This is a genomic window from Streptomyces sp. CG4, assembly GCF_041080655.1.
In the GTDB taxonomy this organism is placed as follows: Bacteria; Actinomycetota; Actinomycetes; order Streptomycetales; family Streptomycetaceae; genus Streptomyces.
In genome coordinates this window covers 5651507-5676197 of the sequence record NZ_CP163525.1, presented here as the reverse complement: position 1 = coordinate 5676197, position 24691 = coordinate 5651507, and the positions used below count along the sequence as shown (strand labels likewise).

Below are 24691 nucleotides of genomic sequence, written 5' to 3'. Positions count from 1 at the left end.
CCACGCGTGCGCGTGGAGGGCCGTTTTCCGAGCTGTGCCGTCAGTGGCTCATGGCTTGAGGACGAGTGTGTCGCTCGTGCTCTGGTCGACCGCCTGGCTCGAGAACGACCAGGGCAGCAGCTCGCCCTTGACCCACAGGCTCGTCTGGTCCGTGTAGTGCGCGCTGAAGGCGTGTCCGGAGGCGCCGGTCAGGTTGATCCACTTGGACTTGTCGAGGTCGGCGAGGTTGACGACCATCCGCATGGAGGGCACCCAGACGACGTTGTAGCCGCCGGCGGCGTTCCAGCCGGTCGCGTTCACCGTGGCCTCGCCGCCGCTGAGCTTCCAGGGACCGCGGTTGAGGATGTACTGCAGGACCTGGGGACCGTCGGTGCCGAGCGTCTGGTTCTTCAGGAAGAGGCGGTGCAGCCGGCCCCAGCTCCAGGTGTCGATGTCCTTGCCGAGCTTGGCGGTCAGCTCCCAGCGGGCGTCGATCATCGCGCGGGCGAAGAGCTGGTCCACGTTGTTCGCCGCGGGACGGGTGCGGGACTCGGGCGTCTTCCACCAGTCGCTGTCCGGCTTGTCCATCAGGGTGCGCACGACCTCGAACCAGCGGTCCCCGCCGTCCGGCTGCGCCTGGTCGGTGTCGCGCTCGCCGCACTCGCGCACCTTGGTCTTGTCGTCGACCGGGCCGGTGCTGTCGATCTTGGGGACGGACAGGCACTGTCCGTTGACGCGCAGCTCCTTGGGGAGCTTGTTGCCGAAGGCGAGCTTGAGGATGTTGCGCCAGACGGCGTTGAAGTAGGCGGCCGCCGCGGAGTCGGCGTCCTGGGTGTAGTCCCAGCCCTCCAGCAGCTTCTGCGCCTCGCGGACGTTCTTGTCCTTGAGGTTGATCTTCAGCAGCTTGGGCACCAGGAGCTTGGCGATCTCGCTGCTGTTGTCCAGCTGCATCTGCCGCATGTCGTCGGTGGAGATCTTGCCGCCGTCCTTGATCTTGGACTCGATCAGGTCGGTGATGCGCTGGCTGCGGGTGCCGTAGCCCCAGTCGGCGGTGAGCGCGTACGGGTACTTGTCCTTGTCGACCACGGCCTGGTTGGCGGTGACGATGTAGCCGCGCTCGGGGTCGAACTCGTAGGGCAGCTCGTTCTGCTTGACGAAGCCCGTCCAGCGGTACTTCGAGTCCCAGCCGGGCGCGGGGATGGAGCCGTCGTCGACGGAGGAGCGGGTGGGGATCTTGCCGGGCAGCGTGTAGCCGATGTGGCCGGCGGTGTCGGCGTAGACGAGGTTCTGCGAGGGCACGTCGAAGAGGGCGGCGGCCTGGCGGAACTCGCTCCAGTCGGCCGCCCTGTCGAGGGCGAAGACGGCGTCCATGGCGGTGCCCGGGTCGAGCGCAGTCCACCTCAGGGCGATGCCGTAGCCGTCGCCACGATCGGGCGCGGCGGTGTTGACCGTGGCCCGCTTGCCGACCTGGACGAGTTCGTCGTCACGGTCGGAGAGCAGTGGCATGCCGTCCTGGGTCTGGCGCACGACGATCGTCTTGGGCGAGCCGCCGGCGACGTTGATGGTCTCCTCGCGGGTCGTGAACGGCCGGACCTTGCCGTCGTACAGGTAGCCGTTCGCGCTCACCTTCTCCAGGTAGAGGTCGGTGACGTCGACCCCGGAGTTGGTCATGCCCCAGGCGATGTCGGCGTTGTGGCCGATGACCACACCGGGCATGCCGGCGAAGGTGTAGCCGGCCACGTCGTACTGGCACTTGCTGGAGACGCTGCGGCAGTGCAGGCCCATCTGGTACCAGACGGACGGCAGCGACGCCGACAGGTGCGGGTCGTTGGCGAGCAGCGGCTTCTTGGTGATGGTGTACTTCCCGGACACCACCCAGGAGTTGGAGCCGATGCCCTGGCCGTTCACGCCGACGGCGGTCGGGACGTTGTCCAGGACCTTGTAGAGGCCCGCCAGCTGGCTTGTGAGCGCCGATCCGGTCTTGGAGGAGGCGGAGGAGCCGGTCGCGCCCTTCGTGCCCCCAGAGGCGCTCGTGGCGCCGCCGGTCGTACCGGTCGCGCCCGTCGTACCGGTGTGCTGGGAGGTGCCCGTGCCGCCGCTCTGCTGGAAGGACTTGGCCAGCCGGCTGTACTGGCCTTCCTGGACGATCGGCTTGTTGCGGCTGTACGGGTACTCCGGGTACAGGTCCTGGATCTGCTGCGGGCCGAGCCGGCTGGTCATCAGCGCGCGGTCGATCTCGTCCTTCATGTTGCCGCGCAGGTCCCAGGCCATCGCCTTCAGCCAGGAGACGGAGTCGACCGGGGTCCACTTCTGCGGCTTGTAGTCGTTGGTGAAGCCCAGGGCGGCGTACTCCAGGGAGATGTCCTTGCCGTCCTTGCCCTGAAGGTAGGCGTTGACCCCCTTGGCGTACGCCTGGAGGTACTTCTTCGTGGAGGCCGACAGCTTGGTGTCGTACTCCTGCGTGGCGATCCGGTCCCAGCCGAGGGTGCGCAGGAACTCGTCGCTCTTGACCTGGCTCTTGCCGAACATCTCCGACAGGCGCCCGGACGTCATGTGCCGGCGCACGTCCATCTCGTAGAACCGGTCCTGTGCCTGCACATAGCCCTGTGCCATGAACAGGTCCTCGTCGGACGACGCGTAGATCTGCGGGATGCCGTTGCCGTCCCGCTTGACGTCGACCGGCCCCGACAGGCCCTCGATCGTGATCGTGCCCTTGGTCTGCGGGAAGGAGGCGCGCACGGTGCTGATCGACCAGTAGGCGCCGTAGGCGATGCCCCCGATGATGGCCAGTACCAGTACCAGCACGATCAATCGGGCTTTGCGCCCCTTCTTCCTGCCGGACTTGGCGGGCTTGTCACCCGTTGTGGCGGTGGTGTTGGGGGGCATCGCTGTCCTTGCTGTCCTAACGCGAGCGGCAGGTCGGGCTGTGACTTTGAATGAGCGCTGGAGCAACCATAGGCGCAGGGCCCTGTGCCGCTTGACGCGGAGTGGGGAACCAGCGCGTACGAGCGTTCGATCTTGCCTCCATGAGCGTCAAGAAAGCGTCAAGACTTAGGTAAGGTAACGAAGTACTTGGGTGCGGTGCGCCGCAGCCTCGGGTCTTGTGTACGTGAGCTCGCGCGCCCGGCGCGCGAGCCAAGGAAGGGAACCGCCGCTGACTGTTCACCACCTCAACCAGCTCTTGCTCGTCTGCTCCGTGGTCCTGCTCGTCGCCGTCGCGGCCGTACGGATCTCCTCCCGCAGCGGGCTCCCCAGCCTGCTCGTCTACCTGGCGATCGGCGTCCTCATGGGCCAGGACGGCCTCGGCGAGATCCACTTCAACAGCGCCGCGGCGACCCAGGTCATGGGGTACGCGGCCCTGGTCGTGATCCTCGCCGAGGGCGGTCTCGGCACGAAGTGGAAGGAGATCAAGCCGGTCCTGTCGTCCGCCTCGGTCCTGGCGACCCTCGGCGTCGCCGTCAGCGTGGGCGTCACCGCGGCCGGCGCGCACTATCTGGTCGGGCTGGAATGGCGGCAGGCACTCATCATCGGCGCGGTGGTGTCGTCGACGGACGCGGCGGCGGTCTTCTCGGTGCTGCGCAGAGTTCCCCTCCCCGCGCGCGTGACGGGCACGCTGGAGGCGGAGTCCGGCTTCAACGACGCCCCGGTGGTCATCCTGGTCGTCGCCTTCTCCACGGCCGGCCCGGTCGAACACTGGTACGTCCTACTGGGCGAGATAGCCCTGGAGCTGGCCATCGGCGCGGCCATAGGACTCGCGGTGGGCTGGTTCGGCTCCTGGGGGCTCAAGCGCGTGGCCCTGCCCGCATCCGGCCTCTACCCGATCGCGGTCATGGCGATCGCCGTGACCGCGTACGCCGCCGGCGCCCTCGCGCACGGCAGCGGCTTCCTGGCCGTCTACCTGGCCTCGATGACGCTCGGCAACGCCAAGCTCCCGCACTGGCCGGCCACGCGCGGCTTCGCCGAGGGGCTCGGCTGGATCGCCCAGATCGGCATGTTCGTCCTGCTCGGCCTGCTGGTCACCCCGCACGAGCTGGGCGACGACATCTGGCCGGCTCTCGTCATCGGGCTGGTCCTGACCATGGTGGCCCGGCCGCTGAGCGTGGTGCTCAGCCTGGCGCCGTTCCGCGTGCCGTGGCAGGAGCAGACGCTGATGTCGTGGGCGGGACTGCGCGGCGCCGTGCCCATCATCCTCGCCACCATCCCGATGGTGAACGGCGTCACCGACAGCCGTCGCATCTTCAACATCGTCTTCGTCCTGGTCGTGGTCTACACCCTCGTCCAGGGGCCGACCCTGCCCTGGCTGGCGCGCACGCTGCGCCTCGGCGAGGAGGGCGAGGCCTCCGACCTCGGCATCGAGTCGGCGCCTCTGGAGCGGCTGCGCGGGCACCTGCTGTCCATCGCGATCCCCGAGGGCTCCCGCATGCACGGCGTGGAGATCAGTGAGTTGCGCCTGCCGCCCGGCGCCGCCGTCACCCTCGTCGTCCGCGAAGCAAAATCGTTTGTTCCGCTCCCCACGACGGTGCTGCGCCAGGGCGACGAGCTGCTCGTCGTCGCCACCGACCCGGTACGCGACGCGGCGGAGCGACGCCTGCGCGCGGTCGCCCACGGCGGCAAGCTGGCGGGCTGGCTGGGGACGAACGGGGTGGGCAGCCCGCGTTAAGGGAGCGTTCACCAGATTCACATTCCGTGAAATCCCAGGTTGCCATCCCCATGGTGCTCGTTTTCACAGCTGAGGGACGCGATGCTCCCTGTAGCATGAAGGCGCATTCTGATCGAACCAACTCTGCCTGACGCAGAGCTGGCGCGACCGTATGGCGGCCGTGTCGCCCCACCCGCAGTGGGCGCCGGTATCTACCGCAGTCCGCGCAAGAGGACAGCTCTCGGCGCCTTGGCCCACACGGGGCCCGCGCTACCAGGCGGCAGAAAGGCACGGGCCGTGGGATCCACGGTCACCACCACCGAGCCGGAGAAGAACTCGCCGGTCTCGTCCCGCCCGGGATACGGACAGCTGCTGCGCACCCGCGGCGCCTGGACCTTCCTGGTCCCCGGCTTCGCGGCACGCCAGCCGTTCGCGATGCTCACCCTCTCCATCGTGCTGCTGGTGCAGCACACCACCGGCTCGTACGGCGCCGCGGGCGCCACCGCGGCCGCCACCGGCGTCTCCATGGCGCTGTTCGCGCCGTACAGCGGCCGCCTCGCCGACCGCTACGGCCAGCGCGCCGTGCTGATCCCCGGCGTTCTGGTGCACACGCTGGCGGGCCTGTCGCTGACGGCGCTCGCGCTGGCACACGCGCCCCTGTGGGCGCTGTTCCTGGCGGCCGTCCCCACCGGTGCCTCGGTGCCGCAGGTCGGCCCCATGGTGCGTGCGCGCTGGGGCGTGAAGCTGCAGGGTTCACCCCTGATGACCACGGCGGCGGCGTTCGAGTCGGTCACGGACGAGCTGACCTTCGTCTTCGGTCCGCTGCTGGCGACCGCGCTGTGCACCGCCGTGGCACCGGCGGCCGGCCTGATCACCGAGGGCGCGCTGACCCTCGTCGGCGGCCTGCTGTTCGCCGCACAGAAGGGCACGCAGCCGCCGGTAAGCGGTGAAAGCGGGCACGCACGCGTGCAGCACGCCTCGGCGCTGCGCGTACCGGGCGTGCGCGTGCTGGTGGTGACCTTCCTCGGGATCGGATCCGTCTTCGGCGGCATGCAGGTGTCGCTGGCGGCGTTCACGGAGTCGATCGGCGAACCCGGCCTGAACGGTGTCCTGTACGGCGTCTTCGCCGCCGGAAACATGCTGTCCGGCGTCGTCTGCGGCGCGATCGCCTGGAAGACCGCCCCCCAGCGCCGCCTGGTCGTCGGCTACACGGCGCTCGCGGTCATCGCGTCCGCTCTGTGGACGGCGCACTCGGTGCTGCTGCTCGCCGGGCTCGGCCTGCTGGTCGGCATGTGCATCGCGCCGGCGCTGATCACCGGTTACACGCTGGTCGAGGGCCTGGTCCCGGCCGGTGCCCGCACGGAGGCCTTCACCTGGCTGACCGGTGCGGTCGCGCTCGGGCAGGCGGCCGCCGTCACCGTCGCCGGACAGCTGGAGGACCGGCTGTGGGGCGGCGCGGGATTCCTGGTGCCGATGGCCGGCACCGTGCTCGCGCTGGTGACCCTGCTGGCGCTGCGGTCGCGGCTGGTCACACGGCAGCAGAACCGCACCGTTGCACGTGGCGTCGGTCACCGAGTGCCGGTGACGGTGGACTGATCCCCGGGAATGCGTCACTATGGACCGTCGTTAGCACTCATTGAGTGAGAGTGCCAGGAGGAAGACAGTGCCGACCTACCAGTACCAGTGCACCGAGTGCGGCGAGGGCCTCGAGGCGGTGCAGAAGTTCACCGATGACGCCCTGACCGAGTGCCCCAACTGCGCTGGCCGCCTGAAGAAGGTGTTCTCCGCGGTGGGCATCGTCTTCAAGGGCTCCGGCTTCTACCGCAACGATTCCCGCGGCTCCACGTCGAGCAGCAGCCCGGCGTCGAAGCCGTCGAGCACGGCGTCGTCGGCCGGCTCCTCCTCGTCCGACTCGAAGTCGTCCTCGTCGTCGTCCTCGTCGAGCTCCGCCAGCAGCTCCGCGGCCTGACATCTCCTCCCCGGGACCCTGCCGTCGTACGACGGCAGGGTCTTCGGCGTTCCCGGCACCGGCTCCCCCGCTGTTCCGCCGCCCGCTAGTGTGCTGGTCATGGCGAACGCAGAGATCGGCGTAATCGGCGGTTCGGGTTTCTACTCGTTCCTCGACGACGTGACCGAGGTCCAGGTGGACACCCCGTACGGACCGCCCAGCGACTCCCTCTTCTTCGGCGAGATAGCGGGCCGGCGGGTCGCCTTCCTGCCCCGGCACGGCCGCGGCCACCACCTGCCGCCGCATCGCATCAACTACCGCGCCAACCTGTGGGCGCTGCGCTCGGTCGGCGTGCGGCAGGTGCTCGGCCCCTGCGCTGTGGGCGGCCTGCGGCCCGAGTACGGCCCGGGCACTCTGCTGGTGCCGGACCAGTTCGTGGACCGTACGAAGTCCCGGGCGCAGACGTACTTCGACGGGTTGCCGCGTCCCGACGCCACCGTGCCGAACGTCGTGCACGTCTCCATGGCCGACCCCTACTGCCCCACCGGTCGGACGGCCGCCCTGAAGGCCGCCCGGGGACGGGACTGGGAACCGGTGGACGGCGGCACGCTGGTCGTGGTCGAGGGGCCGCGCTTCTCGACGCGCGCCGAATCGTTGTGGCACCAGGCGCAGGGCTGGTCGGTCGTGGGCATGACCGGTCACCCCGAGGCGGCGCTCGCCCGGGAACTGGAGCTGTGCTACACGTCTCTGACCCTGGTCACCGACCTGGACGCCGGCGCCGAGAGCGGCGAGGGCGTCTCGCACGAAGAGGTGCTGAAGGTCTTCGCGGCGAACGTGGACCGGCTGCGCGGCGTGCTGTTCGACGCGGTGGCGGCACTGCCGGAGACCGGGGCGCGGGACTGTCTGTGCGTGAACGCGCTCGGCGGGATGGATCCGGGCTTCGAGCTGCCGTAGCGCACCCGCGAGAAGTTCCCGTGGTGCTGTGCACCAGCACCCTGTGGAAAAACAGCGGACGAGCCGGTGGACGACCACGCGGAACTCCCCGTTCGGGTGGGCGAGTTGTCCACAACCCGTCCGTGATCCACCGGCTCCGGCAGGATTCGGCGCGAGGCCTCATCGTGGCACCGCAAGCCGAATTCCTCGTCGCAGGCGGTGATTCCCATGCCTCGGTCCGCGTCGCCCTCGCATCCTTCTCCGACTTCACCCTGGCCCTCTCCCCCTTTTCCACCTTCTCCGCGCTCTCGTCCCTCCCCCTCGCCCACCCGCTCTCCTTTCCCGCCTCCCCTCCGGCTCCCGCGCCCGCTGGGTACGGACGCCCCCGCCACCTGTGAGGTCCCGCAGTTCCCTCCGGTGCGTGTACGCGGCGGGCGTTATCAGCTGCAGCGGCTGGTACGGCACCGCAGGCGGGCCATCGCGGCCGGCCTTGCGGTGACCGCGGCCGCACTCGTCGCCGCGGGGCTACGCACCACGCCCGAAGCGCACCACGCGGAACAGGCCCGGGGCCACCCGATCACGGAGCCCGTACGCCGGCACGCGGCCGTGGAGACGGTGACGGCGCCGGTGCGGATCGCCGACGCGGCCGCGGTCCGGCTCCTGCGGCCCGGCGACCGCGTCGACGTCATCGCCGCCGAGGACCCGTCGGCCGGCGGCGTCGCCCGGGTGCTCGCGCGCGGTGCGCGGGTGACCAAGGTGCCCGAGCCTCTGGAGGGAGGAGCCGCCGAAAGCGGGGCGCTGGTCGTGCTGTCGGTGCCGCGTGCCACGGCAGCACGGCTCGTCGGTGCAAGCGCCACGGCGCGTCTGGCGGTGACGCTGTGCTGAACCGACTCGGACGCTTTCCCGGCGACTTGCGGTCAAGTCGCCGGATCGAGCGCAGGGACTGGACACAAGGGCCTCACCGTGCCGTAGGTTGCGGAGCGTTTCGTTCCACAACCTGTGCATGCGAGGAGAGTCCCCTAGGTGAGCGCAAAGCAGGAACCGAGCATCTGGCAGGGCTTCAAGGCCTTCCTGATGCGCGGCAACGTCGTCGATCTGGCAGTCGCGGTGGTCATCGGTGCGGCCTTCACGAACATCGTGAACGCGATGGTGAAGGGGATCATCAGCCCGTTGGTCGGCGCGATCGGCACGCAGAACCTGGATCACTACAGCTTCTGTCTGAAGGACCCGTGTCAGGTGGCCGCGGACGGCACGGTCAAGAGCGGTGTGCCGATCCTGTGGGGCTCCGTACTCGGTGCCACGCTGACCTTCCTGATCACCGCGACGGTGGTGTACTTCCTGATGGTCCTGCCGATGTCCAGGTATCTGGCCCGGCAGGCGGCCCAGAAGGCGGCGCAGGAGGGCACGAAGGAGGTCATCGAGGTGACCGAGCTGGAGGTGCTCAAGGAGATCCGCGACGCCTTGGTCGCGCAGCGCGGGTCCGGTCACGACGAGCGCTAGCCGCGCTCCTGCGGGCTGCTCAGAGGTGGTGGGGCGGCTTCTCGTCGAGGAATCGCTTCAGGTCGGCGGCGCTGTCGCCCTCCGTCCGCTCGCCCCACCCGCGATCGGTGTCGTCCGAGGACTGCTGGTCCAGCGGGTCGTCGAAGACCAGCGCGGGCTTCGGGCCGCGGGGCTCGGATTCGGGGGCGGTGCTCATGCCTCAAGGGTACGGCCCTGACCCGAGCGTCCGGGCGGAGTGCTCGGGCCAGGGCCTCTGCTCGACCTGTCCGGGGTTGTCGGCAAAGACGGAGCTTTGGACCCCCATGTTTTGTGAATTCGTTCACAAGATTTCGGGGCGGTTTTCTGCTGTTCTGGGAGGCATGACGTCGAGTTCCGCTCCGGCGCCCGCCTCCCCGGGCGCACCACAGTCGTCCGGACCGCTACGGCGGCTCACCGCGCGGGGGCGCGACGAGGCGCACCGGGTCTCCTCGCCGCTAGAGCTCTTCTTCGACCTGTGCTTCGTCGTGGCGATCGCGCAGGCCGGTGTGCAACTGGTGCACGCCGTCGCGCAGGGGCACGCGGGCGGCGGCATCCTCAACTACGCCATGCAGTTCTTCGCCATCTGGTGGGCCTGGATGAACTTCACCTGGTTCGCCTCGGCGTACGACAACGACGATGCGCTCTACCGGGTCGTCACCCTGGTGCAGATCGCCGGCGTCCTGGTGCTGGCCGCCGGAATCTCCGAGGCCTTTCAGCACCACGACTACCTGGTGGTCTGGCTCGGCTACCTGATCATGCGGCTGGCGATGGCCGCGCAGTGGCTGAGAGCCGCGAGATCGGCCGAGGGCACCGAGAGAACCATGGCGTTGCGGTACGCGTGCGGCGTGCTGCTGTGCCTGGTCGGCTGGCTCGGGCTGGTCGTGTTGCCCGGGCCCGCGCGGCCCTGGGTGTTCCTCCTGATGGCGATCGTGGAAATGTGCGTGCCGCTGTTCGCCGAGAAGAACTATGAGACCGCCTGGCACCCTCACCACATCGCCGAACGGTACGGCCTGTTCACCATCATCGTGCTCGGCGAGACGGTCGCCGCGGCGACCGTCGCCGTGAAGTCGGCGGTGGACGAGCACGACGCCCTGGGCGAGCTACTCCCGATCGCGGCAGGCGGGCTTCTGATCGTCTTCTCCGCGTGGTGGATCTACTTCGTCGTACCCATCCACGGCCATCTGCGCTCCAACGGTCAGGCGTTCCTGTGGGGCTACGGGCACTACCTGATCTTCGCCTCCGCGGCGGCGATCGGCGCCGGCCTGGAGGTGGCCGTGGAACACGCGGTCGGCAAGACACATATCTCCACGCTGTCCGCGTCCGCGGCCGTGACGCTGCCCACGGCGCTGTACCTGCTGACCGTCTGGGCGCTGCACTCAAGGCACTTCAAGGTCGGCATCGCTCAGCAGCTGGTGCTGCCGGTCACTGCACTGCTGGTGATCTGCTGCACCTTCCTCGGCGATTGGGCAGTGCTCGCGGCGGGCCTCGTGACCGCGGCCGCAGTCGCGACCGGAGTGACGCTGACGGCGCGCATGGCCGGCCGGGAGCGCGCGGCGAGCGCCACCGCGCCGGCCGGATGAGTCCTCGGCGGCGCCTGCGCGGGTGAGACTGGCGTACATGACAGTTGACGCAATCACGGACGTCGCCGGAGTGCGGGTGGGGCACGCCACCCGCAGCGGGGACGGCTGGCTCACCGGCACCACGGTCGTCCTCGCTCCGGACTGCGGCGCGGTCGTCGCCGTGGACGTGCGCGGCGGCGGCCCCGGCACCAAGGAGACCGATGCGCTCGACCCGCGCAACGTCGTGAACCGGGTCGACGCGGTGGTGCTGACCGGTGGCAGCGCGTACGGGCTCGACGCGGCGTCCGGTGTGATGGCCTGGCTGGAGGAGCAGCGGCGCGGGGTGCGGGTAGGGGCGGACCCGGCACACGTCGTGCCGGTCGTGCCCGCCGCGTGCGTCTTCGATCTGGGGCGCGGCGGAGACTTCCGCGCGCGGCCGGACGCGGGCACAGGACGCGCGGCCGTGGAGGCCGCGGCGGTGACTGCGCCGGGGGCGCGGGTGCCGGAGGGGTGCGTCGGGGCCGGCACGGGAGCCGTGGCGGGACGGGTCAAGGGCGGGGTGGGCACCGCGAGTACGGTGCTCGGCTCGGGGATCACCGTCGCCGCACTGGCGGTCGTGAACGCAGCGGGATCGGTGATCGAGCCCGAGACGGGGGCGCTGTACGGGGAGTTGTGTCAGGGGCGGGTGGAGTATCCCGAGGAGCGCGTGCACGAGGCCGCGCGCCGGCGCCTCGACGAAGCCGCCGCCGGACACGCGCCGCCCCCGCTCAACACGACCCTGGCGGTGGTCGCGACCGACGCGAACCTCTCCAAGGCGCAGGCGCAGAAGCTGGCGGGCACGGCGCACGACGGGATCGCGCGCGCTGTTCGGCCGGTGCACCTCTTGCACGACGGGGACACGGTGTTCGCGCTGGCGACCGGTGCGCGTTCCCTCGCCGGGCAACCGCTGGAGCTCAATGAGATCCTCGCCGCCGGCGCGGATCTCGTGACGCGGGCGATCGTGCGGGGGGTGCGCGCCGCCGAGTCGGTGGACGGGCCGGGCGGGACGTGGCCGTCGTACGGGGAGTTGTACGGGGTGCCGTAGGGGGTGCGGTAGGAGTGGTGAGGGCGCGGGGTCGCGGCCTCACCCCTGCGCGCGTCGCCCGCCGGGCCCGTCAACGGTCCGTGCGGCGGGCCACGTTGGGGCGGCGGTGTGCTCGGGCGGGAGCGGAACCTGCCCGACAGGCTTGAATTGTCGCGGTTCTGTCACGTGATGGCGTTCACGGGAGCGGCAGGGAACCCTCCCCGGCTCCAGTGCCCTCTTTCTCCACGCACTGGAACGGATCACGCACATCACACGAACCTGGAGCAGCCCGTGACAACGCCGGACATTACAGCGCGGCGCGCACTGGGGGCCTGTGCCGCCCTGATGGTCGGCGCCCTCACCCTGACCGCTTGTGGTGGCAGCGCCAATGCCACCAGCGACGGCAAGGGCGGCAAGGACTCCCCCAAGACGTCGACGGCGAACATCACGATTTCGGCCAAGGACGGTTCGACCGACGCGTCCATCAACGCGACCGGCGTGAAGGTCAGCGGCGGCAAGCTGACCGACGTGAAGATGACCGTGGCGGGTTCGGGGCAGGCCGTGGCCGGTGCGGTCTCGGCGGACGGCAGCAACTGGAAGCCGAAGCAGCAGCTGGACCGCGGGACGAAGTACCAGATAAGCGCGACCGCGAAGGACGCCGACGGGCGCACCGCGGCGGCCAACTCCATCTTCACCACCGTCACCTCGGCGAACAGCTTCATCGGCACGTACACGCCGGACAACGGCGCCACGGTGGGCGTGGGCATGCCGGTGTCGTTCACGTTCGACAAGTCGATCACTGATAAGAAGGCCGTGCAGTCGCACATCACGGTCGACTCCAGCGGTGGTCAGCAGGTGGTCGGGCACTGGTTCGGGGACCGCCGGCTGGACTTCCGGCCGCAGGAGTACTGGAAGGCCGGCTCCAAGGTCACGATGAAGATCGACCTGGACGGGGTCGAGGGCGCGAAGGGCGTCTACGGGGTGCAGAAGAAGACCGTCTCCTTCACCATCGGGCGGTCGCAGGTCTCCACGGTCGACGCCAACACGCAGACGATGACGGTGGTGCGGGACGGCAAGACGATCAAGTCGGTGCCGATCTCCGCGGGCAGCGCGCAGCACACCACGTACAACGGGCAGATGGTGATCTCCGAGAAGTTCACGCAGACCCGCATGAACGGCTCGACGGTCGGCTTCGGCGGCGAGTACGACATCCCGGACGTGCCGCACGCGATGCGACTGACGTCGTCGGGGACGTTCATCCACGGCAACTACTGGTACAGCCAGGGCAACCCGCCTTTCGGCCGTGAGGGCACCAGCCACGGCTGCATCGGCCTCGCGGACGTGCAGGGCGCGCAGGGAGCCACCTCGGCCAAGTGGTTCTTCGACAACACGCTGGTCGGGGACGTCGTGATCGTGAAGAACTCCCCCGACACCACGGTCTCCCCGGACAACGGGCTCAACGGCTGGAACATGTCGTGGAGCGCCTGGACCGCCGGAAGTGCCGCCTGAACGGGAGCTTTTACGGCAGCTTTTGAGGCCACGCGGGGCCGCGCGGGAATTTTTCGCGCGGCCCGCGCGTTTTCTCGCCATACGTTTTCTCGGTTCACGGACATGATGTCCGACCGAGGGGCTACGGTATGCACCCACTAGGTGACATGCAGCAACGCCGGGAGATGCCTTGAGCGTTCCGTACGAGACAGCAGCGTACGAACCAGCCGAGTCGCCCGAGTCTCCGGAGGAGCATCTCGCGCGGCTCCTCGGTCGCGCCCTGAACTCCTTCGAGCTGCCCGATGACGTGATACGGCGGCTCGACTGCGCGCTGGCGCACGACAGTTCGCTGCACTCGGCGTACCACAGCGCGGGGCTGCACCGGGAGACGTACCGGCACACCTGGCTGCTCGCCGACGGCAGTGCGGTCACGCTGTGGGAGCTCGTGCACAACCCGACGCCGGGCGCCGCCCCGGAGCACGAGGTGTACGTCGACGAGGAGGAGCTGCAGACGGCCACGGCGCGGCTCGGGCTGCCGCCGGACACGCCGGAGTTCGAGCTGCCCGCGCTGATGCGGCTGTGGGCGATCCCGGAGCCCCGGCACGTGTTCGCCTCCGACGACTCGGCGGACCACGCGCGCCGGCTTCTGCGCCGCGCGGAGAATCCGGACCGGCCCGGCGCGGAGACCGCGGCACTGCTGGCGACGGCGACCGCGCACGAGATCACCCAGGCATTCGGGCGCCCGGGGCGCGCCGGGCGCGCGGGACTGAGCTACACGCTGTACGAGCACGCGTTCCTGCTGCCGGACGACCGCGAGGTCTCCCTGTGGGAGGTCGAGCACACGGCGACGCCCGACGGGCGGCACATGTGCGAGGTGTACATGTCGGAGGACGCGGCCCGGGACGCCATGGAGCGGCGCGCGGCGCGGCAGGGGTAGCGCGCGCAGCGGTGTGCGCTCGGCGCGGAGTGCGCCCGGTGCAGTGTGCGCCCGGCGCGAAGGGCGCTTCGGCGGGCGTTTCGCCGTCAGCCGTTGGCGAGTTGCCGGGCCAGTCCTGCGAAGGCGTCCTGTTCCGCGGGGGTCAGCTCGACGGACTCCAGCGCGGGGCCCGACCGCCTCTGGCGCGGCAGGGCAGGGAGCGCGGTGGTGGTGCGCCGGACGGAGGCCTGGAGGCCCGTGCGGTGCAGCAGGCGCATCAGGACGACGACCCAGACGACGGCGGCCACGGCGAGGACGGCCATGCCGATCAGCTGGAGAGTCGGAGCGTGCTCAGGCATGCGTCCCAGTACACACCACGGTCCGGGACTTTGATCCCGGACCGTGACGTATCTCGCAGGTGCCGTGAACAACTCACAGCGAACTAAAGGGACAAGGCGTGACGGGGGTGGTGTGCCGGTCAGGCCGCCACGGGCTGCTTGGTCTCCTTCGTCGTGGTGGTCGCGTTCGTGGCGGGGTCGGTGGCCGGGCTCTCGGGAGTCTGCTTGCGCATGCCCTTGAGCAGGACGACCAGGGCCGTGGTGGCGCAGACGCCGGCCGCGATGGCGATGAGGTACAGGAAAGGGTTGCCGATCAGCGGGACGACGAAGATGCCGCCGTGCGGAGCGCGCAGGGTGGCGCCGAAGGCCATCGACAGCGCGCCGGTGAGCGCGCCGCCCACCATGGCGGAGGGGATGACCCGCAGCGGGTCCGCCGCGGCGAACGGGATCGCGCCCTCGGAGATGAAGGAAGCGCCGAGGACCCAGGCGGCCTTGCCGTTCTCGCGCTCGGTCTGCGTGAACAGCTTGCCGCGTACGGTGGTGGCCAGGGCCATCGCCAGCGGCGGGACCATGCCGGCCGCCATCACCGCGGCCATGATCTTCATCGCGGAGTCGCCGGGGTTCGAGACCGCGATGCCGGCGGTGGCGAAGGTGTAGGCGACCTTGTTGACCGGGCCGCCCAGGTCGAAGCACATCATGAGGCCGAGCAGGGCGCCGAGCAGGATCGCGTTGGTGCCCGTGAGGCCGTTCAGCCAGTCGGTGAGGCTCTTCTGGGCGGTGGCGATGGGCTTGCCGATGACGACGAACATCAGGAATCCGACGATCGCCGAGGAGATCAGCGGGATCACCACCACCGGCATGATGCCCCGTAGGGCCGCCGGGATGTCGATCTTCTGGATGGACATCACCACGCCGCCGGCGATGAGACCGGCGGCCAGGCCGCCGAGGAAGCCCGCGTTGATGGTCAGCGAGATCGCGCCGCCGACGAAGCCGGGGACCAGGCCGGGGCGGTCGGCCATGCCGTAGGCGATGTAGCCGGCCAGGACCGGGACCAGGAAACTGAAGGCCACGGCGCCGATCTGGAACAGCAGGGCACCCCAGCTGTCGGCCTGGGTCCACACGAAGTGGTCCATCACCGACGGCGCCTTGTTGATCTTGTAGCCGCCGATCGCGAAGCCCAGGGCGATGAGGAGGCCGCCCGCGGCGACGAACGGGACCATGTAGCTCACGCCGCTCATCAGCCACTTGCGGAGCCTGGTGCCGTATCCCTCGGTGGAGTCGCCCGCGCGCTCGACCGGCGTGCCGCCCGACGCGGGTGCCGGGGCGCTCGTCTCGCCGCGCGCCGCCTTCCCACGCACCTCCGCGATGAGTTCGGCAGGTCGGTTGATGCCCGCCTTCACTCCGACGTCGACGACGGGCTTGCCGGCGAAACGGTCCTTGTCGCGTACGGGGACGTCGTGCGCGAAGATCACGCCGTCCGCCGCCGCGATCACCGCCGGGTCCAGCCGGGTGAAGCCGGCCGAGCCCTGCGTCTCGGCGATGAGTTCGACGCCTGCCTCACGGCCGGCGTTCTCCAGGGACTCGGCCGCCATGTAGGTGTGGGCGATGCCGGTCGGACAGGAGGTGACAGCGACGATACGGAAGGGGCGCTCGCCGGCGTCCGAAGCGGGGCCGGCGCCCGCCGAGGTTGCCTGCGCCGGGGCGGATGCGCCCGGCGCAGGCGCGGTAGTGGCCGCTGCGGCGCCGGCGGAGGCCGCCACCGGCGCCGCAGCGGTGTCTTCGGAGGCGCCCGCCACGCCCGCGGCGCTCACGGCGCCCTGAGCAGCGCTCGCCGCGGCATTCGGACTCGCGCCCGAGTCCGCGCGTCCGGGGCTCGTCGAGCTGCCCGAGTCCGCGCTCACGTCTGCGTCCGCGCCCTCCCCCGAGGCCGCCGCCGGTGCCTGCGGCGCGCTCGGTGTCTCGTCCCCGCGGATCAGCGCCGCCGCCGTCTCCACGTCGGTCGCCGCGCGCAGCGCCGAGGTGAACTCGGTGTTCATCAGCTGGCGGGCCAGGGAGGAGAGGATCGTGAGGTGGGCGTCGTCGGCGCCGGCCGGTGCCGCGATCAGGAAGATCAGGTCGGCCGGGCCGTCCGGGGCGCCGAAGTCGATGCCTGCGGCGCTCCGGCCGAAGGCGAGGGTCGGCTCGGTGACGTGAGCGCTGCGGCAGTGCGGGATGCCGATGCCGCCGTCGAGGCCGGTGGGCATCTGGGCCTCGCGGGCGGCCACGTCGGCGAGGAAGCCGTCCAGGTCGGTCACCCGGCCCCGGGCCACCATGCGTTCGGCGAGGGCTCGAGCCGCCGCTTCCTTGGTGTCGGCGGACAGGTCGAGGTCGACCAGGTCCGCGGTGATCATGTCGCTCATCGCGGGCTCCTATGCACGCGTATCGCCCGGGGAGAGGGGTGGGCGGAGGTGGGGACAGGGGTGCTGTGGGGGGAAGCGGTGAGGGTGGCGGCCGTGGTGAGCGACGGGGAGTCTCGCCATGGTCGCGGCGGGGTGGGCGGACGGCGCCGGGCCAGGGCGGTCATGGCACGGGCTCCGTCAGTTCGCGGTCGAGGGGGATCTCGGCCGTGACGGTGACCGCCGCCGGGTCCAGGTCGGCGGGGGTCGGCATGACGCTGCCGGGGAGCTGGACGGCGGCGGCGCCATGGGCGACGGCGGAGGCGAGAGCCTCGGGGCCGGTGCCGCCGGCGATCAGGAAGCCGGCCAGGGAGGAGTCGCCGGCGCCGACGTTGCTGCGGACGGTGCGCACACGGGCGGTGGCGAACCAGGCGCCCGCGTCCTCCACGAGGAGCTGTCCGTCGGCGCCCAGGCTCGCGAGCACGGCGCGTGCGCCCATGCCGCGCACCTCCTCGGCGGCCTTCAGCGCGTCGCCCACGGTCGACAGGGGGCGCCCGACGGCTTCCGCGAGCTCCTCGGCGTTGGGCTTCACCACGTCCGGCCGCGCGCGCAGCGCCTCCAGCAGCGCACGGCCCGAAGTGTCCAGCGCGATGCGCGCGCCCCCGGCGTGCGCCTCTGCGACGACATCGGCGTACCAGGAGGGCGCGAGGCCCCGGGGCAGGCTCCCGCAGCACGCGATCCAGTCGGCATCGCGGGAGTGCTCGCGGACGGTGACCAGGAGCAGGGCCTGCTCGGCCGCGGACAGTTCCGGACCCGGCGCGTTGATCTTGGTGAGGACCCCGTCCGACTCGGCGAGTGCGATGTTGGAGCGGGTGGCTCCGGTGATCGGGACCGGCGCGACCTCGATGCCCTGCGCGTCGAGCAGATCGGCGATGAGCGCCCCCGGCGCACCCCCCAGGGGCAGAACGGCGACCGTGCGCCGCCCGGCGGCCGCGACGGCGCGCGAGACGTTCACGCCCTTGCCGCCGGGGTCCATGCGCTCGGTGTCGGCACGGATGACCTCGCCGCGCTTCAGGGCCTGGACCTCGTAGGTGCGGTCGAGGGAGGGATTGGGGGTGACGGTGAGGATCATGCGCGCACTACTTCCGTGCCGCCGCGCTCGATGGCGGCGGCGTCTTCGGGGCTCAGCCCGCTGTCGGTGATCAGCAGGTCCACGTCGCTCAGGTCACCGAAGCGGGCGAAGTGCTCCTGGCCGTGCTTGGAGGAGTCGGCCAGCAGCACCACGCGGCGGGCGGCGGCGACCGCGGCCCGCTTGACCGCGGCCTCGGCGAGGTCCGGGGTGGTCAGACCGTGCTCGGCGGAGAAGCCGTTCGCCGCCACGAACAGTACGTCCGCGCGGATCTCGCCGTACGCGCGGAGCGCCCAGGCGTCCACTGCGGCGCGCGTGCGGTGCCGTACGCGCCCCCCGACCAGGTGGAGCTGGATTCCAGGGTGGTCGGCGAGGCGGGCGGCGATGGGGAGGCTGTGCGTGACGACGGTCAGGGAGGACTCCAGCGGGATGGCGGCAGCCAGCCGTGCCACCGTCGTGCCGGCGTCGAGGATCAGCGTGCCCTCGCCCGGCAGTTCCGTGAGGGCCGCTTTGGCGATGCGGTCCTTCTCGTCGGCGGACGTGCCCTCGCGTTCGGCGAGGTCCGGCTCGAAGTCGAGGCGGCCGACCGGGATGGCACCGCCGTGCACCCGGCGGACGAGACCGGCGCGGTCGAGGGCCTTCAGATCGCGGCGGATCGTTTCCGCGGTGACCTGGAACTCCTCGGCGAGCGACAGCACGTCCACCCGGCCGCCGTCACGGGCGAGCCGGAGGATCTCCTGCTGCCGTTCCGGTGCGTACATGTCGTTGGCCTCCGCCTCGATGTCCGGTCCCGCTGTCCGTTCACTTCCGAGTAATGCCCGAACGTGTGGTTTCACTGCGAGGCTACGCCCAGATATCCGGAAAGTAAACGGGTTCGGATCCCAATCGGGCATGAACGGACTTCCGGCCCTGTGGAGCAGAGACCTGTGACACGGACTCACGGACAGCGCGAGGGCCCGGCACCTGGTCGATGCCGGGCCCTCGTCGTGTCTGGTCACGGAACCAGCTCGGGTTCCCTCTCCCACACCGGCGGCTCGGCGTCCGCCGCCCCCTCCATGTGCTGCGCGGGCCGCTTCGGCAGGGCTGACATCAGCAGGAAGATCGCGCCCATGATCCCGGCGACCCACCACAGCGCGTGCTGGAAAGCATGCACGAAGGCGGGGCCGACCTGCGCCGGGGCCAGCCGGTCGCCGATCTCGCCGAAGAACACCACCGACACGAGTCCCAGGCCGAGCGCGTTGCCCATCTGCTGCACCGTGTTGATCAGCCCGGACGCGGACCCGGCGTGCTCGCGGGGCACCTCCGAGAGCACCGCGTCGGTCAGCGGGGCGACGATCAGCCCCATGCCGACGCCCATCACGACCAGCGGCAGGGCCATCTGCCAGGAGGCGATGGCGAGGCCGTACCGGTGCGCCTCCCACAGGTAGAGCAGTACGCCCGCGCCCATCACCAGCGCGCCCGCCTGGAGCACCTTCCGCCCGAACCTCGGGACCAGTTTCTGCACCGACATCCCGGCCGCCGTCGACACCGCGAGCGAGAACGGCACACCGGTGAGCCCGGCTCGCAGCGGGCTCCAGCCCAGGCCGATCTGCATGTACAGCGTCCAGACCAGGAAGAAGATGCCGAGCGCGACACCGAAGACGGTCTGTACGGCGATGCCCGCGGCAAAGCTCTTCACCCGGAAGAGGGACAGCTCGATGAGCGGGGAACCGTCCTGGGCCGCCTTCCGTTTTTCGTACGACACCAGCGCCACGAAGACGACGAGCGCGCCGGCCATGCAGATGTACCCCCACAGCGGCCAGCCCAGCTCACGGCCTCGCGTGAGCGGGTACAGCAGCATCAGCAGACCCAGCGAGACCAGGGCGACACCGACGAGGTCCAGCTTCAGCGCCTTGGGGGCCTTCGATTCCGTGATGAAGCGACGGCCCAGGATCCAGGCCATGACACCGACAGGGAGGTTGATGAGGAAGATGGGCCGCCATTCGAGGCCGAACAGGTTCCACTCCGTCAGCAGCGCGCCCAGCAGCGGGCCGGAGACCGCGCCCAGACCGACGATCGCGCCGAACATGCCGAACACCTTGCCGCGTTCGTGGGCCGGGAAGGTGGCGTGCACGATCGACAGCACCTGCGGCACCATCATCGCCGCCATACCGCCCTGCAGGATGCGGGAGGCGACGAGCATCTCCGGGTTCGCGGCGAAGCCGCACAGAGCGGAGGCGAGGGTGAAGCCGCCGATACCGATCAGGAACAGCCGCTTGCGGCCGTGGATGTCGCCGAGACGGCCACCGGTGATCAGACCGGCGGCGAAGGCCAGGGCGTAGCCGGCGGTTATCCACTGGATCTGGCTGACCGAGGCGTTTGCGCTGCGCTGGATGGACGGGATGGCGATGTTGACGATCGTCACGTCCACCAAGTCCATGAAGGCTGCGGTCATGACGATGGCCAGGGCCAGCCAGCGAGCCCTGTCGGGGGGAGCCGTGGGAAGCGCCGTGGGAGCGTCGGCCGGTGTCCGGCCGCCTGTCGCTCGTAGCTGGTCGAGCTGGTCGTGCCCCGCGGCGGAGCCGCTGATGGACGCGGTCCCGCGCCCCTTGAGGGTGTTGTCGTCGCCGTAGGTCATGGCCTCACGCTAAGACCGCATTAGGTCAGATCGTGTCCTAGTCGTGCGGCATTCTCGTACGTATGACTACCGACACACCCGGCCGGGTGTTGCAGTTGCTCTCGCTCCTCCAAACCCCTCGCGAGTGGCCCGGTGGGGAGCTGGCCGAGCGGCTCGGGGTGTCGCGGCGTACCGTGCGGCGGGACATCGACCGGCTGCGGGAGCTGGGCTATCCGGTGCAGGCCACCAAGGGCGCGGACGGCGGGTACCGGCTGGTCGCGGGCAAGGCGATGCCACCGCTGGTGCTGGACGACGAGGAGGCAGTGGCGATCGCGGTGGGCTTGCGGGCCGGTGCCGGGCACGCGGTGGAGGGCGTGGAGGAGGCGTCCGTACGGGCCCTGGCCAAGCTGGAGCAGGTGCTGCCGGCCCGGCTGCGTCACAGGGTGTCCACGCTGCAGGCGGCGACCACATCGTTGACCAGCGGCGACGGACCGAGCATCGCGCCCGAGACGCTGACCGTGATGGCCTCGACAGTGGCGGGGCACGAGCGGCTGCGGTTCGCCTACCGCGACAAGGACGGCGGCGAGTCGCGGCGGCTGACCGAGCCGCATCGGCTGGTGTCGACCGGGCGGCGGTGGTATCTCGTCGCCTACGACCTCGACCGCGCCGACTGGCGCACCTTCCGGGTGGACCGGGTGAGCGAGCCGTTCGCGACCGGAGTCCGGTTCGCGCCACGGGAGTTGCCGACGGGGAGCGCCGCCGAGTATCTGCGGCGGTCCATCCACCGGCGGCAGGAGACGTACGAGTTCGCGGTGCGGTTCGCCACGACGGCGGCCCAGGTCGGCACGCGGGTTCCGGCCTGGCTCGGAGTGCCGAAGGACGACGGCGAGGGCGGTTGTGTCCTGCGAGGCACCTCCGGCGACCCCGTGGAGTGGCTGGCGGTGCGGCTGGCGATGGTGGGGTGTGAGTTCACGGTGCGAGGGCCGCGTGAACTGGTCGATTGTGTACGGGAGTTGGGGGGACGACTGAGTCGAGCGGGCGGTTGAGGCAGGCGGGAAGCAGGCAGAGTGAGGGGGTGAACAGGGCGGGGGGCGGGTCGGGCGGGCGCCCGACTGAGGCGAGCGGGGGCGGGTCGGGCGGGCGCGCGACTGAGGCGAGCGGGGGCGGGTTGGGCCGGGTGGCCGACCTTGGGGGTCCCCGGTAGTGGCGGCCTGGGGGGAGGTCCTCGGCGGTCGCGGCCTAGGTGTCGCCCTGTGCTTCCCCGCCCCAGCTGAAGCCTCGCAAGGACTTGAGGTTGTGCAGTGCCAGGGCCGCGGGGCCTTCGGGGCCGGTGGGTGGGGAGGAGGTGGCGGCCCAGGACTCCACGGCCACGCGGATGGCTGCGCCGGCGACGGCCGCGGCGAACCGGAGGTCCGGGGTGACCGGTGTGGGGGGCGTGGGGGGCGTGGGGGGCGTGGGGGCTACGGAGGCTATGGAGTGCGCGGCAACGTTCTCGGGCGCTTCGGCTCCTTCGTCCTGTTCGGAGCCTTCACGTCCCTCGCCTGCCTCGGCTCCAGCGGCCCCAGCGGCTCCTTCGCCTCCATCGGCTCCGCTGCCGCTGACGCCAACCCCGCCTCCCTTGAGGCCCGTTGACCGGGTCGTCAGGATCTCGGCCAGGGTCTGGTCCGACTCCTGGCACACCTCGGCCCAGACCTTGCGCAGGGCGGGGCTGGCGTCGGCCAGGCGGATCAGGGTGCGGACCCATTCCCAGGACGCCGCCGAGACGCCGAGACCGGGGGTGAGGGTGTGGTGGACGGCGTGTTCCAGAGCCTCCGGGACGGTGAGGTGGGCCGGGGCCGAGCGGACCGCTTCCGCCCAGCACTGGGCGCCCGCCGCGTAGAGAGGGGCGACCGCTTCCTCCTTGGTGGCGAAGTAGCGGTAGAACGTGCGCGGTGCGATGCCCGCGGCCTGCGCGATGTCCTCGGCACGGGTGGCCCGCAGACCCTGGCGGACGAACAGGGCGGCCGCCGCGCGGGCGATCTCCGTCCGGGTCTCCGCCTTCCGGCGCTCGGTCAGCGAGACCGGCGCGGAGGCGGAAAACTGCTGGTGGGCGGGGCTGGGGGTGGTGCTCATCCCGGCAGGCTATGCCCATGTGGCAGAATCTGCCATCCGGCGGTCCACCCCGGGGTTCAGGTACGGGGTGGGCCGCCTTTCCAGGTTCCGGCAGCGCCCCCTCACTCGCGATCGCCCACAGACTTGAGTCGCCCGTAAAGCTTGAGTCTCCCGTCAGGGGAGACCGGAAGGTGGGGCTCATGCACGGTGGCATCTCTCACTCGCACGGCGGCAGTTTGCCCTTCGGCGCCTCGTACTCGATCGGTGAGCCGGCCCGGTGTACCGGCCGCCTGACCGGGCCGGCCGGCCGCCGGGCTGGATGGGTCGGGTGCCTGGCTGGATGGGTCGGGTGCCTGTCGAATACGGTCCGCAACTTTGAGGCAGCGTTGGGAAGTTGGCCAGTAAGCCTTCCCTGGCCGACCGTTGTCCCCCTTGGCCGCCCCCCTGGCCGGACCTGGACCGACCGCGCAGAAGGAGTCGGGCTTCGGCGCCCGGGGGGACAGGCGCCGAAGCCCGACTCGGGAAGGTCCCGGCGCCGGGGGGGGGATTGCGTCGGGACGTGGCTGTGGGGGTAGGGGTAGAGCCGGCGGTGGATCGTGCAAGGGTGAGCGCGTGGGTCGACCGGTCTGTGTGATGCGGGGGGAGTGCGGTTCCCGGGGCCTGGCTGCTAGTGGGCCCGGAAGGGTTGTTCCCGTGGGTCCGGGACTTGAAGCGATGGGACCACGCCATGTTTGCGCCGTCTTTCGCCACCGGCGTGCGCGGCCCCCAGGCACCGTACGCCGCACTGTACGCCCACAGACGCCGCCCACCCCCGAGCACCGTAACGACACACCGCACGCCCACTGACGCCACAGCCGGCCGGGCACAGCGCACCCGCTCGACCACGGAGTCCCGGTCCCGGCGCCTCACATGCCCAACACACCGTCACCCGGCGTCCCGCGCGCACAGCCCACCACCCCTCCAGCGACAACCCACCCATCCGGCAACCCGCACACCCGGCGGGCCCGCCCCATCCGGCCGCTGCGACGCCGTGCCCATCCAGTCACTACGCCACCGCGCTCATCCGGCCGCTACGCCACCGCGTCGAACCCCGTGTCCCGCGCCAGCTTCTTCAGTTCGAGGAGCGCGTGCTTCTCGATCTGGCGGATGCGTTCGCGGGTCAGGCCGTGTTCCTTGCCGACCTCGGTCAGGGTGCGTTCGCGGCCGTCCTCGATGCCGTACCGCATCTTGATGATGGAGGCCGTGCGCTGGTCCAGGCGGCCGATCAGGTCGTCCAGCTCCTCGCTGCGGAGCAACGTCAGCACCGACTGCTCCGGCGACACCGCCGACGTGTCCTCCAGCAGGTCGCCGAACTGGGTGTCGCCCTCGTCGTCCACCGACATGTTCAGCGAGACGGGGTCGCGGGCCCAGTCGAGGACGTCGATGACGCGCTCCGGGGTCGTGGCCAGCTCCGCGGCGATCTCCGCGGGCTCCGGGTCGCGGCCGTTCTCGCGGTTGAACTCGCGCTGGACGCGGCGGATGCGGCCCAGTTCCTCCACCAGGTGGACGGGGAGCCGGATCGTGCGGGACTGGTCGGCGATGGAGCGGGTGATGGCCTGACGGATCCACCAGGTGGCGTACGTCGAGAACTTGAAGCCCTTGCGGTAGTCGAACTTCTCGACGGCGCGCACCAGGCCGGCGTTGCCCTCCTGGATCAGGTCCAGCAGGGGCAGGCCGCTGCGCGGGTAGCGGCGGGCGACGGCGACGACGAGGCGGAGGTTGGAGCGGATGAAGACGTCCTTGGCCCGCTCGCCGGCGGCGACCAGCGCTTCCAGTTCCTCGCGGGTGGCGTCCGAGGCGGACTCCTCCTCACCGTCGAGGACCTGCTGCGCGAAGACACCCGCCTCGATGGTCTGGGACAGCTCGACCTCCTTGGCGGCGTCGAGCAGCGGCGTGCGCGCGATCTCGTCGAGGTACATGCCGACCAGGTCGCGGTCTGCGATCTCGCCGCCATGAGCGCGAACACTGCTTGCCGAGTCGGCCGTCTCGCCGGTGGCGGACTGACGACGGGCGACGGCACGGGTTGCCATGCGTGCTCCCTTGCGATGGTGGGCTGGCGGGTGGTCCTGACGAACGCTCG

General features: G+C 70.7%; 20 protein-coding genes. 11 read left to right on the top strand and 9 right to left on the bottom strand.

The window, feature by feature from the left end; genetic code table 11:
- Nucleotides 1–48 precede the first annotated feature (48 nt).
- Complete coding sequence (locus AB5L52_RS25895; RefSeq protein WP_351027859.1) at nucleotides 49–2865, bottom strand: penicillin acylase family protein; 2817 nt, start codon at nucleotides 2863–2865, stop codon at nucleotides 49–51.
- 217 nt (nucleotides 2866–3082) lie between these two features.
- On the opposite strand from AB5L52_RS25895, the gene AB5L52_RS25890 reads away from it, so the two are divergent.
- From AB5L52_RS25890 to mscL, 6 genes are all read left to right on the top strand, one after another.
- Nucleotides 3083–4639: a potassium/proton antiporter gene (locus AB5L52_RS25890; RefSeq protein WP_369366490.1), complete on the top strand. Its 1557-nt coding sequence runs from the start codon at nucleotides 3083–3085 to the stop codon at nucleotides 4637–4639.
- A gap of 276 nt (nucleotides 4640–4915) precedes the next feature.
- Complete coding sequence (locus AB5L52_RS25885) at nucleotides 4916–6214, top strand: MFS transporter (RefSeq protein ID WP_351027863.1); 1299 nt, start codon at nucleotides 4916–4918, stop codon at nucleotides 6212–6214.
- A 67-nt stretch (nucleotides 6215–6281) separates the two neighbouring features.
- A complete protein-coding gene (locus AB5L52_RS25880) occupies nucleotides 6282–6587 on the top strand; it encodes an FmdB family zinc ribbon protein (protein WP_351027865.1) in 306 nt (101 codons plus the stop codon).
- A 99-nt stretch (nucleotides 6588–6686) separates the two neighbouring features.
- Nucleotides 6687–7520 (top strand): S-methyl-5'-thioadenosine phosphorylase, encoded by an 834-nt coding sequence (locus tag AB5L52_RS25875; protein ID WP_351027867.1) that lies wholly within the window; start codon nucleotides 6687–6689, stop codon nucleotides 7518–7520.
- A 207-nt stretch (nucleotides 7521–7727) separates the two neighbouring features.
- Nucleotides 7728–8384, top strand: a complete 657-nt coding sequence (locus AB5L52_RS25870) for a hypothetical protein (protein WP_369366487.1) — start codon at nucleotides 7728–7730, stop codon at nucleotides 8382–8384.
- 138 nt (nucleotides 8385–8522) lie between these two features.
- Nucleotides 8523–8999: a large conductance mechanosensitive channel protein MscL gene (gene mscL / locus AB5L52_RS25865; RefSeq protein WP_351027870.1), complete on the top strand. Its 477-nt coding sequence runs from the start codon at nucleotides 8523–8525 to the stop codon at nucleotides 8997–8999.
- Nucleotides 9000–9018: 19 nt separating this feature from the next.
- Here mscL and AB5L52_RS25860 read toward each other — a convergent pair whose 3' ends face one another.
- A complete protein-coding gene (locus AB5L52_RS25860; RefSeq protein WP_351027872.1) occupies nucleotides 9019–9195 on the bottom strand; it encodes a hypothetical protein in 177 nt (58 codons plus the stop codon).
- A 163-nt stretch (nucleotides 9196–9358) separates the two neighbouring features.
- Between AB5L52_RS25860 and AB5L52_RS25855 the strand changes: the two genes are divergently transcribed.
- The 4 genes from AB5L52_RS25855 to AB5L52_RS25840 all read left to right on the top strand — a co-directional run bounded on the left by AB5L52_RS25855 (nucleotide 9359) and on the right by AB5L52_RS25840 (nucleotide 14064).
- A complete protein-coding gene (locus AB5L52_RS25855; RefSeq protein ID WP_369366484.1) occupies nucleotides 9359–10597 on the top strand; it encodes a low temperature requirement protein A in 1239 nt (412 codons plus the stop codon).
- A gap of 37 nt (nucleotides 10598–10634) precedes the next feature.
- The gene (locus AB5L52_RS25850) at nucleotides 10635–11660 is read left to right on the top strand and encodes a P1 family peptidase (RefSeq protein WP_369366483.1); all 1026 of its coding nucleotides are present in this window, start codon (nucleotides 10635–10637) and stop codon (nucleotides 11658–11660) included.
- Between the two features lie 270 nt (nucleotides 11661–11930).
- Entirely contained in the window at nucleotides 11931–13148 is a 1218-nt protein-coding gene (locus AB5L52_RS25845; protein ID WP_351564379.1) for an Ig-like domain-containing protein, read from the top strand.
- Nucleotides 13149–13317: 169 nt separating this feature from the next.
- A complete protein-coding gene (locus tag AB5L52_RS25840) occupies nucleotides 13318–14064 on the top strand; it encodes a DUF6227 family protein (RefSeq protein ID WP_351027880.1) in 747 nt (248 codons plus the stop codon).
- Nucleotides 14065–14150: 86 nt separating this feature from the next.
- Here the strand turns inward: AB5L52_RS25840 and AB5L52_RS25835 are convergent, their stop codons facing one another.
- The 5 genes from AB5L52_RS25835 to AB5L52_RS25815 all read right to left on the bottom strand — a co-directional run bounded on the left by AB5L52_RS25835 (nucleotide 14151) and on the right by AB5L52_RS25815 (nucleotide 20319).
- Nucleotides 14151–14402 carry a hypothetical protein gene (locus tag AB5L52_RS25835; RefSeq protein ID WP_351027882.1) on the bottom strand — a complete coding sequence of 84 codons (252 nt, stop codon included), beginning with the start codon at nucleotides 14400–14402 and terminating at the stop codon, nucleotides 14151–14153.
- Between the two features lie 119 nt (nucleotides 14403–14521).
- The gene (locus AB5L52_RS25830; protein ID WP_369366479.1) at nucleotides 14522–16780 is read right to left on the bottom strand and encodes a fructose-specific PTS transporter subunit EIIC; all 2259 of its coding nucleotides are present in this window, start codon (nucleotides 16778–16780) and stop codon (nucleotides 14522–14524) included.
- A gap of 160 nt (nucleotides 16781–16940) precedes the next feature.
- Nucleotides 16941–17888 carry a 1-phosphofructokinase gene (gene pfkB, locus AB5L52_RS25825; protein ID WP_351027886.1) on the bottom strand — a complete coding sequence of 316 codons (948 nt, stop codon included), beginning with the start codon at nucleotides 17886–17888 and terminating at the stop codon, nucleotides 16941–16943.
- A complete protein-coding gene (locus tag AB5L52_RS25820; RefSeq protein ID WP_351027888.1) occupies nucleotides 17885–18646 on the bottom strand; it encodes a DeoR/GlpR family DNA-binding transcription regulator in 762 nt (253 codons plus the stop codon). The genes pfkB and AB5L52_RS25820 overlap by 4 nt, the downstream gene beginning before the upstream one ends.
- 233 nt (nucleotides 18647–18879) lie before the next feature.
- Nucleotides 18880–20319, bottom strand: coding sequence for an MFS transporter (locus tag AB5L52_RS25815; RefSeq protein ID WP_351028173.1), 1440 nt, complete (start codon nucleotides 20317–20319; stop codon nucleotides 18880–18882).
- 245 nt (nucleotides 20320–20564) lie between these two features.
- On the opposite strand from AB5L52_RS25815, the gene AB5L52_RS25810 reads away from it, so the two are divergent.
- Entirely contained in the window at nucleotides 20565–21527 is a 963-nt protein-coding gene (locus AB5L52_RS25810) for a YafY family protein (RefSeq protein WP_351027890.1), read from the top strand.
- Between the two features lie 193 nt (nucleotides 21528–21720).
- On the opposite strand, the gene AB5L52_RS25805 is transcribed toward AB5L52_RS25810, so the two are convergent.
- A complete protein-coding gene (locus AB5L52_RS25805; RefSeq protein WP_369366476.1) occupies nucleotides 21721–22593 on the bottom strand; it encodes a TetR/AcrR family transcriptional regulator in 873 nt (290 codons plus the stop codon).
- A gap of 1049 nt (nucleotides 22594–23642) precedes the next feature.
- Nucleotides 23643–24641: a sigma-70 family RNA polymerase sigma factor gene (locus AB5L52_RS25800; protein WP_351765879.1), complete on the bottom strand. Its 999-nt coding sequence runs from the start codon at nucleotides 24639–24641 to the stop codon at nucleotides 23643–23645.
- Nucleotides 24642–24691: the final 50 nt, after the last annotated feature.